Annotated in this window: 14 protein-coding genes; 5 read left to right on the top strand and 9 right to left on the bottom strand. The window is 38.5% G+C overall.

From position 1 onward, the window contains the following. Nucleotides 1-19: 19 nt before the first annotated feature. From EDF66_RS18590 to EDF66_RS18620, 7 genes are all read right to left on the bottom strand, one after another. The gene (locus EDF66_RS18590; protein WP_132844233.1) at nt 20-1,210 is read right to left on the bottom strand and encodes a sugar transferase; all 1,191 of its coding nucleotides are present in this window, start codon (nt 1,208-1,210) and stop codon (nt 20-22) included. Then, entirely contained in the window at nt 1,210-1,575 is a 366-nt protein-coding gene (locus EDF66_RS18595; protein ID WP_132844235.1) for a PleD family two-component system response regulator, read from the bottom strand. Before EDF66_RS18595 ends, EDF66_RS18590 begins: the two co-directional genes overlap by 1 nt. A gap of 142 nt (nt 1,576-1,717) precedes the next feature. After that, nucleotides 1,718-3,955, bottom strand: a complete 2,238-nt coding sequence (locus tag EDF66_RS18600; RefSeq protein ID WP_132844237.1) for an LruC domain-containing protein — start codon at nt 3,953-3,955, stop codon at nt 1,718-1,720. Nucleotides 3,956-4,304: 349 nt separating this feature from the next. Then, complete coding sequence (locus tag EDF66_RS18605; RefSeq protein WP_165902464.1) at nt 4,305-5,711, bottom strand: hypothetical protein; 1,407 nt, start codon at nt 5,709-5,711, stop codon at nt 4,305-4,307. 386 nt (nt 5,712-6,097) lie between these two features. Beyond that, nucleotides 6,098-7,096 (bottom strand): mannose-1-phosphate guanylyltransferase, encoded by a 999-nt coding sequence (locus EDF66_RS18610; RefSeq protein ID WP_132844240.1) that lies wholly within the window; start codon nt 7,094-7,096, stop codon nt 6,098-6,100. Nucleotides 7,097-7,224: 128 nt separating this feature from the next. Continuing rightward, nucleotides 7,225-7,650: an adenylyltransferase/cytidyltransferase family protein gene (locus EDF66_RS18615; protein ID WP_132844242.1), complete on the bottom strand. Its 426-nt coding sequence runs from the start codon at nt 7,648-7,650 to the stop codon at nt 7,225-7,227. Between the two features lie 86 nt (nt 7,651-7,736). Beyond that, nucleotides 7,737-8,183 (bottom strand): adenylyltransferase/cytidyltransferase family protein, encoded by a 447-nt coding sequence (locus EDF66_RS18620; protein ID WP_243656084.1) that lies wholly within the window; start codon nt 8,181-8,183, stop codon nt 7,737-7,739. A gap of 345 nt (nt 8,184-8,528) precedes the next feature. On the opposite strand from EDF66_RS18620, the gene EDF66_RS18625 reads away from it, so the two are divergent. The 5 genes from EDF66_RS18625 (at nt 8,529) to EDF66_RS18645 (ending at nt 12,819) form a co-directional block, all read left to right on the top strand. Next, a complete protein-coding gene (locus EDF66_RS18625) occupies nt 8,529-9,437 on the top strand; it encodes a DUF5106 domain-containing protein (RefSeq protein ID WP_132844244.1) in 909 nt (302 codons plus the stop codon). A gap of 10 nt (nt 9,438-9,447) precedes the next feature. Next, nucleotides 9,448-9,906 (top strand): S24 family peptidase, encoded by a 459-nt coding sequence (locus tag EDF66_RS18630; protein WP_165902465.1) that lies wholly within the window; start codon nt 9,448-9,450, stop codon nt 9,904-9,906. 61 nt (nt 9,907-9,967) lie between these two features. Further along, the gene (locus tag EDF66_RS18635) at nt 9,968-10,237 is read left to right on the top strand and encodes a PqqD family protein (protein ID WP_132844248.1); all 270 of its coding nucleotides are present in this window, start codon (nt 9,968-9,970) and stop codon (nt 10,235-10,237) included. Nucleotides 10,238-10,259: 22 nt separating this feature from the next. Further along, nucleotides 10,260-11,891 carry an ABC transporter ATP-binding protein gene (locus tag EDF66_RS18640; protein ID WP_207898686.1) on the top strand — a complete coding sequence of 544 codons (1,632 nt, stop codon included), beginning with the start codon at nt 10,260-10,262 and terminating at the stop codon, nt 11,889-11,891. 10 nt (nt 11,892-11,901) lie between these two features. Beyond that, complete coding sequence (locus EDF66_RS18645) at nt 11,902-12,819, top strand: hypothetical protein (protein ID WP_132844249.1); 918 nt, start codon at nt 11,902-11,904, stop codon at nt 12,817-12,819. A 171-nt stretch (nt 12,820-12,990) separates the two neighbouring features. Here the strand turns inward: EDF66_RS18645 and EDF66_RS18650 are convergent, their stop codons facing one another. Both EDF66_RS18650 and EDF66_RS18655 read right to left on the bottom strand, forming a co-directional pair. Next, nucleotides 12,991-14,490 carry a S41 family peptidase gene (locus tag EDF66_RS18650; RefSeq protein ID WP_132844251.1) on the bottom strand — a complete coding sequence of 500 codons (1,500 nt, stop codon included), beginning with the start codon at nt 14,488-14,490 and terminating at the stop codon, nt 12,991-12,993. A 379-nt stretch (nt 14,491-14,869) separates the two neighbouring features. After that, a complete protein-coding gene (locus EDF66_RS18655; protein ID WP_132844252.1) occupies nt 14,870-15,349 on the bottom strand; it encodes a hypothetical protein in 480 nt (159 codons plus the stop codon). Nucleotides 15,350-15,550: the final 201 nt, after the last annotated feature.

A 15,550-nucleotide genomic window follows, 5' to 3' on the forward strand; every position in this document is an offset into this window, starting at 1 on the left:
TTATTTATCAGTGTAACTATTATACATCCGCTTTTTGGATAAAAGCAGAGAATGTTTTAAACAGTATTTTAACATCCATCCATACGGAATAGTTTTTAGCATAATCAATATCAAGTTGAATACGCTCCTGATCTGACATACTACCGTTATCGCCTCTTTTCTCTACCTGCCACAATCCTGTAATGCCGGCAGGGGCCATAAAGCGCTCAACACTATCATCTGTTGTCAACATTTCAGCTTCGTAAAGTGGAAGTGGCCTATTGCCCACGATAGACATATCACCAAAAAGCGTATTGAACAATTGTGGCAATTCGTCGATACTATATTTTCGCAGGATACGCCCTACTTTTGTAACACGTGGATCTTTCTCCAGTTTAAAGAAAGCTGCTTTTTTCTGTTTTCCGCCAATATCGGCCCCTTTAACCACAGTATGATCATCGATCAATACATGTCTTAATTCATCTATTGTAAATTGAGGAACTTCCGCATTGGCATAGGATTGGGAGTTGCTCGTAATAGCAACCTCTTGTTTTGCATATTGATTATGCATCATATATTCTTTGAGTCGCTTATCAGCATCGGCATACATGGATCTGAATTTATAAAAATCAAACATGTAATATCCTGCTCCGATACGTTTGGAACGATATACAGCGGGTCCCTTACTTTCAATAATAATCGCTAGATAGGCTGTAATGAGTATTGGAGATAACATTAAAATCAATAAAGAAGAAACGGCAATATCGAAAAGCCGCTTACCTATTGGAATGCGAAGTTTAGGAAAGGAAGATGCTGATGCGTTAAACCTTTCGGATTGTGCAGCGGCTTCAAAATAGAGATGGATATATTTTTTGATCGATTGAAATACATCTTTGCTTGCATTGGAACTGATGGTATTGGTCACTCCAGCTTCCAGATACGATTTCTTTTCCAGCAAAGTAAAACCATTACCCACCAAAAATAGAAGCGTTTCTTTCCCATAAGAGTTTAGTTTGGTCAATTGACGTAAATCGGCCATCAAACTTGAACTCTGCTCGTAAAAGATAACAGAAAGAAATTGCCCACGATGGTCTTGAAAATACTGATCCATACTTTCGAAAGAGCTGAAATACTTTAACTCTACTCCCAGTGTATCAAGCACCTGAAGTTTGAAATAGTCAAAATTTTGCAAACTATTACCAAAGTAAATATAATCGCTGTATAATGGCATTATTTTAATGCTTTTTTAATTCTGAGTTTTAATTCTAGCGGATTAAAGGGTTTTAATATGAAATCCTCAGCCCCTGCTTCTAGCAAATTGATACGGGTATTGGTATTGTCCTCACCAGAAAGGATAATAACAGGAATATCTTTTAAAAATTCATTTTGCTTAACCATGACCAAAAATTCATAACCATTCATTTCGGGCATCGTGTAGTCAGATAGTATCAAATCTACGTTATTGCCTTCTTTAAGCCAATTATAAGCATCAATCGCATTTGGAAAAAAACGAAAATCATAATCAGCATTTAAATATAATGTTATTAATTGACCTATAGCCGGTTTATCATCAATTATTACGATCTTCTTTTTCATGAATCATTTAGCATAAAAAGTATTAATGCGAAAATATATATCAAACGGTATTGCTTAAAAATATTTTAGCTCAAAAAAATTAAGTACTCCAGATGACCGGGAGTACTTAATGAATAATATACGGAATTTTATCTTAATTATGTTATTTATTTAAATACCAATCTTTATTCTGAATTCCGCCGTTACGTGCCCAATTTTCAAATAATGGGTATACTGTTTTTATACTTTTTCCTTCTGCAGGATATTTAAATGATACCGGCACAGATAGTGCAAAAGGCTCATTATATAGATTTTTAAATGGATCTGTTGCAGATAAAAATTTACCCGTTTCACGCGAGATCAAACTTTTATTTATTTTATCTGTCGGTGCATATCCCACGAGATGCACTTCATTTCTGCCGCCTATATTTTGGCTGAAATTAATAATAAAAGTATTCAAAGTTGCATATGTAAAGTTATCCAGAGGAGTATTAAACTCGATCGTAACGACCACTTCAATAGGACTGTACTGACCATCCTGCGTCGATATAAAACGTGTATCTGAGACGCCAAAAGCTTTATGCGCATCATCCCAAAGAGGAAGAACAGCATACGTCTGACCAGATTCCGTACCATTTGAACCTAGCGGTAATGCTGTACCTATAAGATCTTTACGGGAATAAGTGACTGATTTTACATTTGAAGTCTGAACACCATCCAGCTGTACTGCTGAAGAAAAACGTATTGAAGCTCCAATGGAACGCAATTTAGCTTTTAAAGTTACTTTTGTTACTTTATTTGCCGTATTTTGAAATTTCGTCACATTCATATCCAGCACACAATCATTCATATCGTAATCTCCCTGTGAAGGCCACTTATCTTCGAAGATATAAGAGTATGGCCCTAAATTAACTTCTGTAATAGTCTGATCTGACGGATTACCACCAGTAGCATTATTTCCTCCTGCATTACATGATGTTCCTGCGATAACGACTGTTGATTTGTCATAAGCAACCAATTTTGCAGGACTATTGATCACGTAATAAGTGTTCCATTGTCCATTTGCAGTATGATCTGAACTAGCAACCTCTAAATTACCAGAATAAGTAATCGCCATATGTTGATTGTTTACATCAACCTTCTTAAGGCGAGCGACAGCCTGGCCAGATGAAGGGCCTGTCATGGTACTTGCCTGACTGTTAAATTTAGCTAAACTTTTTACATCTAAAATCGCAGCACCCGCTAAAGTAAATGCTGTACCACCTGCATCCAATTTATCAAGACTCAAGAGTGAACCTGATGATACCGATATCTTAGCACCATTTGTAGTCAGTGATTCAATCGTTGTATGGCAAACCGCTTCCAGTATCGCATTGGTTAACGTTGCATTTTTTACTGTAAGCGTACCTTCATTTCTTATTACTGTACCATTAGTCGTACTACTTAAGTTTTGAATAGTTGCTACACCATAGTTAGTAAAACTGCCATTTGTAATATCTGCTTTGTCTGCATCTAAAATACCGTAATTGACATATAAGGCATTATTTCTTGTTTCCATCTTAGACAAAGAAGCTGTCCCATAATTGACAAAGCCACCTGTGGTATTCTGTGTCACATTGATGAGGTTAAGGGATCCTGACTGTGTAATGGTCAAATTATTATTGTTACCAAGATTTAACTCATAGCTCGGGTTTTTCCATGCGCCCTGAACATAAATCTTTACATTACTTGTTCCGTTATTTGCATCGATCTTACCTGTAAAAGTTACTCCAGATTTGATGACATATGATTTATTGGCAACTACAGATACGTTACTGTTTCCACTGATCTCAATTGCATCATTAGGAACCACCACTGTAGGAGCTACCGCTGCATTTGCTGATGCAGCTTTCACATTTGAAATATTTAAATTTCCAGATGCACGTACGACGCTTGCCTTATTTGAGTTTGATGTAGCAGCAGGTGTTACATTGATGGTGTTCTTTGTCGCATCAACAGCTAACATCGTTACAGAGGCAATACCTAAAGGAGAAGTTTCTCTCAGATAAAGATACTGTGACATGGTAGGCATCATTAATTTGCCGGTAAAATCTTGCCCCTGTTTTGCTTGTCCCGCAGCCAATAAATTTGCTCCACTTCCTAAAAGAGGATCGTTATCAAAAATTTCAATTCGATAAAAATACTGACCTGAAAACTTATCTTCAACCGCTACACGAAATTCCATGACTTTAGAAGAATTCCAGTTAAAATCCGCCGGGATCTTAGCCCCGTCAGGAAATAATGTTGAAGAGCCCGCTTCTGGTTCTTCATACAAGTCCTTCACTTTTGAACAACTTGCTGCAAAGACAGTCAGAGCAACAAGGTTAATTAAAAAGAAATTAAATCTTTTTACTTTATACATAATAGAGTAGATTAATATAAACAGGCTAACAGCTAACAATAAATCTGATCCACATAACTGATCCTCAAAAGAGAAACACTTAACATCAACCTATTTAGTACAAAAATAGAACTAATTTTAGATACATACATTTAAAAAAAAAGATATTGAACAATAATTTGGGAGGTGTAGCTATACAACTACAAATTTGTAGTTGCATAGCTACAAACTAGAGGTGATATTGACATCAATCGCACTCCATTTTTTTTTCAGTCAGTCTTTTACTGGAAAATAAGTTATATAATGAAACCTCAACATCTTAGAAAGAGAAACTTTTACCGCTATTATAAATTTTATACTAATAATGCGATTACTCCAACAACTTAAGTAAATCTCTTTTTGAGGGACTATCTTTGAGTGCCTGAACATGATAGAGTGCATCTGCGAGATTGCTATCAGATCTTTTTGAAAGGTACCGCTTCACATAATGATTTGCATGATCGTATAAAAATTTTCTACAATCTATATTTATACCGATCCCGTCGCCAAAATCTCCATAAGTTAATCCTGTTACCTGCTCATTGGAGGAGATTGATGCGATCATGCTCTTTTTTAATCCCGATATATTTAAGGTCAAAGCTGGAAAATAGAAATTCTTTCGATTTGGAAATTTCACCTTTATTTTTATCTCACTTCCAACTCTGTTAATCTGCACATCGGCATGCTGTCTATAATAATTATATTCATAATACTCTTCCTGTGAAGGAAACCAAAGCACATCAGTACCTTCTTGTCCATAGCTATCATTTAGCCACATTAGAAATTGTGCCCATTCATGATCCGTTTCATGAACGCCAATATGAACGGCGGCACGTTGCTGCGGATCAACGGCAAGTTCGTTAATTACTAAATTCTTCACCTCAGAACTATGATTAACAAATACACGTGAAAATGTCATTTTATTGAGGTCGGAATGGACCTGATAAGGAATAAGCTTTGTTGCTCCGGTCTGTGCGACCATGGTCTCCATATCAGGATCGCGCATTGCAGCAGTGAGATAGCGCTTATCTCCATTAGGTTCGGCAAAAAATTTAACACCTCTACCATCCAAGGATTGCTTTGTAATCTTTTGGGCATGCGCAAAATGTTTAACCAGTGAATCAACATGATCAAGGGCCAAGGTGTTTAAGTCATGAAATGCAATTCCATTGCCCGTATTTAAGATTTCCCGCACATTATTCCAGCGCAGTCCAGCCTTCATGTAGAAACGAAAAAAGTTTTCTTTATATCCAGGATTTACAGTGGCTGGTGCTTGCATAAAATCCCACTGTGGTGCAAGTGTAGTTGTAAAATGAAACCTAACCTCATTACCAAATCCATCCGTGCTACCCAATGTCTTACCTAACGAATAAGTCGATGGCGGTAAATCCTCTGCCTCTAAATTTTCCACATCATAATAGTATTTTTTATTCGGGTCGGAAACATCAATCGGCTTTCCATTGATAGCAGCCCAAGTCATACTGAACGCAGATTGTTTACAATCGTCTTGTGTCAACATAAATAATAAGCTCTTGTTATATTTCAAAGGAGGTAAGCTCATGTCTAGATCTTGCATGCCTTGTGGAACCGATGCCAGGTTTATGGTAATTTCAGCCTCGGCCCCGCTAACCTCCTTTGAAAAGGGATAAAGATAGCCTGGTTTGCTAGATTCATTATTTGGCGGAAGATTTTCATCATTCGGAGGATTCTTTTCACCCGTATATAAATTCTTCTTCATGCACGATGAAAAAGAAAAACAAATAAAAGAAATTAGAAGAGTTACTTTATAAAATTTATAACACATGCCCAAATATAATCGTTATATCTGAAATTTTTTTAATTGACCTTAATTTCAAATAGTGCTTTCATAATTTAAACGCATCTTATATAAAGAATTGCACAGCCTAAACCGCCGATTTACACTAATCGATCTAAGATGTAAACTCTTTTATGTTTCTTATGACAACAAGATGCTTCTCAAATAATAGATCTAATATTAAAAGACAAAAAATGGGAACCCACATACTAGTAGATTCCCATTAATGCATCAATATAAAAAGCCGTATGTTTTTAATAAAACGTGATCTTACAAAAAACACATAACGCTTTTCAGTTTGTATATTTTTAATCGATCAATTTGGACTGGTGTCGTTCCAACGTGTTGTATATTTTCTTCACATCCTGGGAGTTTTCTTTTTGCAGCACCAAAATTGCATCTTTGGTGTACACCAAGATTGTATTTCTCAAACCAACAAAGGCACTGTAAATATCTGTTCCGATGACCATATTACCATTTTCATCCGTAGGATGTCCCGTATGTTTCAGATAATCATACATCGATTCAAATGAACCCAGATCAGACCAGTTAAAGTGTGTTGCCACAACGCGAATTTTTTTGGAACGCTCCATCACAGCATAATCAATACTGATCGATGGAATCTCCTTGGATAATGTTTCATCTAAAATACCATCTTTCTTATGTTGCCATGCGGCTAATGCTGTTGCATAAACCCGGGGCTCAAACTGTTGCAGTTCGTGCAATAACGTGTCGGCACGAAAACAGAACATACCCGAGTTCCATAAGAAATTACCCCTTTCTATAAAATCTTCTGCAGTTTCTTTATTAGGTTTCTCTCGAAAAGAGAGTACCTGGTCACCTTTGTATTCAATATAACCATAACCCGTCTCCGGCTTAGTTGCCTGAATACCAAAAGTAACTATATACCCTTGGTTTGCCTTTTCAATTCCTTCTTGAATAGCTTTATTATAGCTTTCGTCGCCCACGATAACATGGTCTGAAGGAGTAACAACCAAAATATCATCGGCATTTGCAGCAAATGCAGCAAATGCAATCGCTGCAGCTGTATTACGAGGAGTAGACTCCACGATGTCAATATACTCCACCCCGCTGTTCTCCATGACTTCGCGGCTCAATTGATTATTATCTTTATTCCCCACAACAATAACCTGGTTGCATAAATCCCGATTACGGTTGACAGTCATCTCAAACAAAGATCCCTCTTTAAACAAGGATAGATATTGTTTAGGAAAACTTTTACGCGAAAGCGGCCATAAGCGGCTACCCACTCCACCCGATAAAATCACATGTACGATATTGCTCATTCTATTTTTATAAATTATTTTCTTTTTTAGTGACGTAGTGACTAGTAAAGTAGTAACGTAGTCTTTTCTTAGTAACGTAGTGACGATAGTGAACTAGTGACGAGTTATCTGCTACCGTCGTTACTCGATTACTTAACTTTCTCCGCTTCCTTCGCGGCAACTTCTTTCCGTAAACCAGTACTTGAAAAACGGTGGCTACGTTTATTATAATAGATGTCGATACCTTCTTCCACACAATATTTCTTTCCGGTGAAATCCATATCACGGTATTCTTCTCCAATGATACGCACCTGAATAGGCAAAGCTTTGATCATATCGATCAAGTCCTGTTCGGTCTCGTAAGGAATAATCTCGTCCACATAACGACAACCTTCTAATTGGATATAACGCTCCACAACAGTTTGTGTAGGTGCAGATTTTTCTGGTGAAACTTCTGAAGGATCGGTATTGAGTCCAACGATCAGATAATCGCAATTGCGGCGTGCTTCCTCCAACATCATAATATGTCCGGCATGCAACAAATCAAATACACCAAATGTAATTCCTATTTTCATGTAATGTGTTCTTTCTTTTTTAGTTACGTAGTTTTTTTTAGTATCGCAGTAACTAGTGACCAATAACTTCTTTACTCTGATACTTTCTAACCTTTTTCCTCCTCATGTTCGGCAACGATACGACGTAGACCTGAACTTGAAAAACGATGATCGCGGCTGTTGAAATACAACTCGATACCAGAGTCTTCACAATATTGGCGCCCCGTAAAATCACGCTCACGGTATTCATCACCAACAATCCGAACATCGATCTTAAACGAACGCAATACATCCTGCAGATCCTGTTCTGTCGCATAAGGCACAATCTGATCCACATATTTACAGCCTTTGAGTTGAATATAACGCTCCACAACAGTTTGTGTCGGTTTGTTTTTCTCAGGACGGTCCAACGTAGGATCTGTCTGCAGGCCGCAGATCAGGTAATCACACTGACGTTTAGCATCTTCCAGCATCTTGATATGACCTGCATGTAACAGATCAAACGCACTGAAAGTAATGCCGATACGCATTTCTTTAGCAGGTATGGTAATCATATTTAAAATAATAACAACATGAATTAAGCACAGTTTTTTACTATCTCAAAGATAGAGATTATTTATAAAACAAAAGCTGTCGTGAAAAGTTCTCGAAGAAAGCGTATTGAATTACAATAACCAGCGTGAAGACCATTTCTCATTTTACAACAGACAAAATAACGAGCTCTTTATTAATTCATTAAAAAAACATCAGACATTAAATCCTTGCGGTCTAACCCTAAACCAGCATTAAAATTAAATGCTAAAGATGAAAAAAATCAAGCAATTGTTTTTAACTTCACCTCAATAATATTGTATATCAATCACAATATCGCTAAGTTTGTTATCATTAAGCTAATTATAATGAAATGTGTACCCTTTAATGTGCTGTGTATAGGTGGAGCAATCACTTTACTATCCATAGCATGCAATCCGAAACCGAAGTCTGTTCAACAGGATCATGCAGATAAAGACAAGAAAACCATCGTCTACACCGGTGCGGACAGTGCTGTATTGAGCTACTGGGACAAAATTGATATGCAGGATACCGCAAAAATTAAAGATCCCAATATTGGCGAGCAGAAATTAGCTGACTTTATCTCGGCACTCAATTCAGTCTCGGATACTGTAGCGGATCATGCTGTAGCACGCATGTTGGACAAAGCAAAAGGAAACAAAGTAACTTTTGATCATTTTATTAAATTATACGAACACTACCTTTACGAAGGTAATTCACCTATGCGTAATGATAACCGATACGAATCTATACTGCGCTACCTTATAAAAACCGATCAGCTGACAGACCTTGAAAAAGAGGCCTACCGCCCGGTTTATAAATTGGTACAGCGGAATAAAGTAGGTCAAGTAGCCGAAGATTTTAGTTTCGAAACCAGCGATGGCAAAACCCAAAAGCTGTCAGATGTGAAGTCAAAATATACACTACTGTTTTTCTACGACACCGAATGTCCGCACTGCAAGGAAATGATTGCGGCGCTTAAAGATACACCACAAGTTGTTGATCTTTTTGAAAAGAAACAGATTCAGATGGTAACCATCGAACCTTGGGGTGACCGTACTAAATGGAAAAACTTTCAAACGCATCTGGCAGAAAATTGGATCAATGGTTTTGATACCAAATCTGTCATACAGAAAAAACGACTTTACGATACCAAAGCTTCGCCGACAATCTATCTTTTAGATGCCGACAAAAAGGTGATATTAAAAGATACCGAACTGCAACAGGCTCTCCAATATGTGGTCCAGCTCACCTAGGTTAGGAAAGATGGATAAAACAGAACCACGTATCATCACGAATGAGTTGTATTTTGAAGAAGTACAACGTTTACTCCGCGAAGGAAAAGAAGTTTGCATCCGCATAAAAGGCAATAGCATGTTACCTTTTATCAAGAATGGAGACCGAGTATTGCTTGAAGCTTATCGTGGAACTCCTTTACCCTCAGGAGCAAACATCCTGGCTAAGCATGAAGGAAAGTTTGTTTTTCATCGCTATGTGGGTAAAAAGAATGGAAACATTGTTCTTGCCGGGGATGGAAATATCGCATTGCACGAGTACGTAACATCATCCGATATTATAGCGATTGCCACAAAGCATTATTCAGGAGACAGTGATCTCGCAAAAGATATCAGAAGCTCCTGGCCACGTTTTAGAGGCATGAGCTGGTACCGGCTAAGAATCGTTAGAAGGGTAATCAATGCCCTAAAAAGAAGGTTTCTGACCTAATTTCTTAGAATGCGAAGGATTGATTAACTTTGATTTTACTAATTTTTTAACTTTAACATAAATGAAATTAAGAACGGATTTAGTTTTAAGAACAATAGGTTCGGATCATATGATTGTGGATCCTAGTCAAGATATGGTCGATCTTTCTACAGTATATACGCTGAATGATTCTGCGGCATGGCTATGGGAGCAGTTGCAGGGTATTGAGTTCTCAAGCGCAACTGTAGTTGATCTGCTATGCGAACACTATGAAGTAACAAAAACACAGGCACAAGCTGACGCAGAAATTTTAATTCAGGATTTCGAAAAACAGGGTTTACTGCAAAAATAAATGTCAAAAAGCACCACCAGCTGTGACCAATAATAATAACTTGAAACAGCATATCCGCTGGGCCTGGTCGATAAGTCAGGGATACCGATCAAAACTGCTCCTGTATTTTATATTGGAGCTTATAGCGATTGTACTTTCCCTACTTTTTGTGTACCTCTCCAAAAAAGCGGTAGACATGGCCATCTCTCCGGAAGACCTTCCGCTGAAGTGGACACTGATCGGAATTGTGACGAGTGTTGCTGTTGGGATCGGTATCCGTGCATATACCAGCTGGCTAAATGAGCGAATCAAAATGATGATGACCTTTCAGCTGCAACGGAATATGCTCGATGCACAGATGCTCTCGGTCTGGAAACTTATCAAAAACTGGCATACAGGCGATATCCAGATCCGGATCCAAACAGACTGCGAAGAAGTGGCCACTATGATCGCAAAATCGGCACTTTCATTTCTGCTTACCGTTATACAATTACTGGCATCACTGGCGTTTTTATGGTATATGGATCCGATGCTCGCACTCATGATCCTCGCAATATCGCCGCTATTTTTATTTTCGAAAATATACTTCCAAAAAATGCGCAAGCTGAGCCGGGAAGTAAAAAGTGAAGAGAGTAATTTCTCTAATATCCTGCAAGAAAATCTTCGCTTTCGACTCTTGATCCGGGCTATGGGAATCTTTCCAAAAAGAAGGCAAAAACTTACCGCCAGCCAGCAGGAGCTTTTCCTATTGAAAATGAAACAGCTCAATTTTTCAACTTATACCCAGAGTGCCATGAAAATCTGTATCAATGCGGGCTATCTGCTTACCTTTATTTGGGGAATCTATAGATTGCACAGTGGGCAGATCTCATTTGGTACCATGACAGCGTTTTTGCAGTTGGTAGCACGTATACAAACACCGATTCTCGCATTGATCACCTATATACCCGGTTTTGTGCGATTCAGAGTTTCTGCCGACCGTCTCTTAGAACTTAAAGAAGGTGAGATAGAACCGCAGATCGAACAGCACAGGCTACTGGAAACAACAGCACTACAGATCCAGGATCTATCTTTTAGATATGAAGATAAATGGGTCTTAAATAACTTGAATTTAAACCTAGCCGCAGGTCAGCCCACGGCTATAGTGGGGCCAAGCGGTAAAGGAAAAACAACCCTGATACGCTTACTGCTGTCGCTGATCAAAGCAGAAAAAGGCCAGATATTACTCACAGATCGGGAGGGTACCAGACCCTTAACTGCTGCACACCGCATCAATTTTGCCTATATTCCACAAGGAAATTCACTTTTCAGTGGCACTATTCGGGAAAACCTGATGCTCCATGTTAAAGAAGGCGAGCATATTGCTTTAGAAAAAGCCCTATGGATTGCCTGTGCAGAATTTGTACTGGAACTGCCTGACGGTGTAGACACCGTAGTCGGTGAATCGGGAATGGGCTTATCCGAAGGGCAGGCGCAACGCATTGCGATTGCCCGAGCGCTGATGCATAATGGTGATATCTGGTTATTTGATGAAGTGACTTCGGCACTGGACAGAAATACGGCCGACACACTGATCAAAAGACTTTTAGATTTTGGGCAAGATAAATTATGCCTTTTTGTAACACACGACTTAAACTTGGCCGATACATGCGTACAGCGTATCTATCTCGACTAATGAACGCGCTATGATTTTAACAAACCCTACTGAATTATCGAAAAAATGGTATAAAATAGCCGATCTAATACTGGAGATCAACTATCCGGCTAGCCTAGATCTGGAAAAATTATTACCCTCTTTCCGTGATTTTCAACACAATACAACGAAAGAAAACAGAACCATCCAAGTGAACTTGAGTATGGAGCAAGCTCCTCAAGGTGAAGACCTCGGACAACTCTTAAGTGATCAGTCCATATCATGGGGCGACCGTTTCTGTTTCTACGAAAAAGGAAATACATTTATCACGACAATAGCCAATGATCGGGGTACCGATTTTTGGTATCTGTACAGTGAAAGAGATTTTGCTCAGTCGACCATTTATATTCCAGAAAGTACCGAAACAGAACAGAGTGCAGTTATCTGCTGGATGTTGATGATGCTTTTTGGTCAAGCCGCTCTCTTGCACGATGTCATTATGATCCACGGATCGGTCATCAACCGAAATGGTCAGGGCATAGCTTTTTTGGGTAAAAGCGGCACAGGAAAAAGTACGCATAGCCGTCTGTGGTTAAAACATATTCCAGATACATCATTGCTCAATGATGATAATCCGGCGATCCGGATTACAGAAAATGGCGTGATTATATATGGTACTCCATGGAGCGGTAAAACGCCTTGTTATAAAAATGAAGCGATACCATTAAGAGCATTTGTACGTCTGCAACAGGGGCCTGAAAATATATTTGAACCATTAGCAGGCGTAAAAGGTTTCATTGCAGTATTGCCAAGTTGTACAGCTATTCGATGGAATAAAGATCTTTTTGCCATGATGAACAGTACATTGGAAAAAGTAATCAGCCAGGTTCCTGTTGGTTTTCTAAAATGCTTACCAGATGAAGCGGCTGCACAGCTCTGTCATAAAAATATTTTTGCAACAACATCTTAAGTCAAAATGACACAGATTAAGACCATGGTTACCGCATCATAATTCAATATTAAATGAGGTGCTATAGCTGATTTGTTACTATAAAAAAGAGCATTATCGATATCGATAATGCTCTTTTCATTTATAAAATTTTAGTGATCAATTTAATCACTCTTTCTAAAGACGACACGACTAGTTCTTCAAAAGACCTCTTTCAGGTAACGTATTCACAGCACCACCGAGTGACATACGGGAATGTTGGCTAGCGCGCACACGGGCGGAGGTTTTCTTTGTACTTCCCGGAACAGCATCTTCCAAAGCCGTCTCTAACATCGTCTCTTGGGTATCACCTGTTGGTAAAAAGATATAATCATTTACATTCGGCTTATCGGCCACTAATCCATCCCAGTAATCTGCGAAACCTGCAGAATTTTTCAACTGGAAAGATGCTGGCCAGAAGGAAACACGGTCTTCAATAATCTGTTCGAAAAATCCAACAGGTTTACCATAAGTATGTGTTCCTGTCGCAATAATCTGCACGTTCATATAAGGTTTAAGGACATTAATCAGCATCTCTGCCGCTGAAGCCGTTTTTTCACTTACCAAAAAATACACTTTACGCAGATTCAACGTACTTGTCTGACTGAAATATGTATCTCTGAACATACCATTGGTACCTTTCTGAGTTCGCTCCATATAAGCGTTACAGATATAGGTCACCATCAGCTTTTTATCTGGAACTTTTGTCCCCGCTATTTTGTTCGCGATATATACCGCAGCATCAACATAACCACCCGTATTATATCGCAAATCTACGATCAAGTCTTCGATATGCTTGTCCTCAAAAGTTTTAAAAGAAGCATCTACGCGTTGCTGATTATAATTATTACGTTCTATTTCTTCAAATGAAGAAAGTGCAAAATAGCCGACATTTTTACTTGGATATTCGTAAACCTCCTCGTGATAAATTGGATCGATGGTATATGATCCATAAGAAAGACTTACATTATAAGTAGTTCCATCCTGACGCAAAAGCGCTAGCTGAAGACCACCACCTTCCAGCGCATTGGCAACACGGTTTCTCATGTTTGTCAGCGCATTGGGATCAACAGGTTTACATCCTGAAGCATCACAGTTGATCGCAACAGTAAAGTCGGTCTCGCCATTGATAGCTGTTACCATATCAGATCGCTTTAACCCAGCTTTATCAGCAGGTGAACCACCTTCGACAAAATAGATAACAGGTCTTGCGACTTTCGAATCGACAGTACCCATGGAAATATATAAACCGTAGCCATCATTTCGATCCATTTTTAACTTCGCCGTAGCATTGATATTATAACCGTTAAGTCCATCGATAAAAGAAAAACGATCATATACACCACCATACTGGGCATAGTTAGCATAGGCAGGAGTCATACCTTTCAGAGCATTGAGAACAGTACTAGCAGAATTGTACTTATCTGTGAATTCGGATGGAAGCTCATATTTTGGAATGGATTTCTCTTCCCATATGGAGTACAGTTTATAATAATAATAGATACTATCCCGAATTTTTTGATCCGTGGTTCGTACAATTGGTTCAGGCTCCGGCTCTGGATCTGGTGTATTTTTTTTACAGCTAACGAAAAAAAATGCAACCAGAATAAAAACAACCCACTTTCCGAAAGGTTGCTGTAGCGCTATCTTCATATTTTTTAATATAATATTAAACAAACTTAGATAAATAGTATCTCAAAAACAATAACATGATGCTGATTATAATACAATTATTTAATCGGCTAATGAAGTGATGGAATAACGGAGTGAAGAAGTGACGGAGTAACCAGTAACGAAGTGACGAGGATGGAGTATAACTTACCAATCCATAAATAATAAGAGTGGGGAGCACGTGCATTACCGTGTGTCTCCCCTTCTTAAGTATGAATGTAACAAAAAAAACGAACCTATAAAGTAGTGACGGGGTAAAGTAGAGATGGAAGTAACGGATGCGATACGAACAGGGTAACGCACTAACTTTCTAACCCACAGACAAACTAACTTTCTAAAATCTAACTACTAACTCCTAAAATCATACTTGACTAACCTGCTCCGCCTCAAGCATCCCAACTTTAATGCGGAAGGGTACACGTCCTGATTTTTCGGAAGTAATATAACCGATTACGGTCGCATGGTGGTGGCTTAGGAAATCAGGTTTACGCACCGCACCCCGTATTCTAAAACGTACGGAAGCCTCATAGGCCTGGTTTGAATCGGCAGGAAACGTGATCATAATGATCTGATCCAAGCTTACACTGAGACAAGCATGATCCATGATCACATCTTTCACAACAATATTACGTGTGTCCTGATCTGTTCTTTCAACTTTAAGTAATAATGCCCCATTTTTTGATTTACCGTATTCTCGCTCATCATTTTCTAAGTGGTGAAAGCGATAGTGCACCTGTAAAACAGCGCGTTTTAAAAACTCAGCAGACAAGCGAGATCTGCGCCAGTAATAAAAACCAGAAACTAAAATTAAAGTAGTAAGTAAAAGATAGACGTAAAACATATTATTAAAAAATAAGAACCATTTGCGACAAATCTTTTCAAAAGGCAATTTTTAAGCGTTTTTGAATTGACAAAGGCAAAGATAATTCTTAGCTACTGCAAGAACGAGTTTTAAGGGGGGACAAAAGGGGGGACAAAGAGGTGGACATCGTTCACTATGAGCTAAAAAACCCTATTTATCAGGAAGGTAGTGAAGGTACTA

It is taken from the genome of Sphingobacterium sp. JUb20, from assembly GCF_004342035.1.
Lineage (GTDB): Bacteria > Bacteroidota > Bacteroidia > Sphingobacteriales > Sphingobacteriaceae > Sphingobacterium > Sphingobacterium anhuiense.

Bases quoted from the DNA above. Each gene is read 5' to 3' on its own strand.
- EDF66_RS18590 (WP_132844233.1), bottom strand. From the start codon at position 1,210: ATGCCATTATACAGCGATTATATTTACTTTGGTAATAGTTTGCAAAAT.
- EDF66_RS18595 (WP_132844235.1), bottom strand. From the start codon at position 1,575: ATGAAAAAGAAGATCGTAATAATTGATGATAAACCGGCTATAGGTCAA.
- EDF66_RS18600 (WP_132844237.1), bottom strand. From the start codon at position 3,955: ATGTATAAAGTAAAAAGATTTAATTTCTTTTTAATTAACCTTGTTGCT.
- EDF66_RS18605 (WP_165902464.1), bottom strand. From the start codon at position 5,711: ATGAAGAAGAATTTATATACGGGTGAAAAGAATCCTCCGAATGATGAA.
- EDF66_RS18610 (WP_132844240.1), bottom strand. From the start codon at position 7,096: ATGAGCAATATCGTACATGTGATTTTATCGGGTGGAGTGGGTAGCCGC.
- EDF66_RS18615 (WP_132844242.1), bottom strand. From the start codon at position 7,650: ATGAAAATAGGAATTACATTTGGTGTATTTGATTTGTTGCATGCCGGA.
- EDF66_RS18620 (WP_243656084.1), bottom strand. From the start codon at position 8,183: ATGATTACCATACCTGCTAAAGAAATGCGTATCGGCATTACTTTCAGT.
- EDF66_RS18625 (WP_132844244.1), top strand. From the start codon at position 8,529: ATGAAATGTGTACCCTTTAATGTGCTGTGTATAGGTGGAGCAATCACT.
- EDF66_RS18630 (WP_165902465.1), top strand. From the start codon at position 9,448: ATGGATAAAACAGAACCACGTATCATCACGAATGAGTTGTATTTTGAA.
- EDF66_RS18635 (WP_132844248.1), top strand. From the start codon at position 9,968: ATGAAATTAAGAACGGATTTAGTTTTAAGAACAATAGGTTCGGATCAT.
- EDF66_RS18645 (WP_132844249.1), top strand. From the start codon at position 11,902: ATGATTTTAACAAACCCTACTGAATTATCGAAAAAATGGTATAAAATA.
- EDF66_RS18650 (WP_132844251.1), bottom strand. From the start codon at position 14,490: ATGAAGATAGCGCTACAGCAACCTTTCGGAAAGTGGGTTGTTTTTATT.
- EDF66_RS18655 (WP_132844252.1), bottom strand. From the start codon at position 15,349: ATGTTTTACGTCTATCTTTTACTTACTACTTTAATTTTAGTTTCTGGT.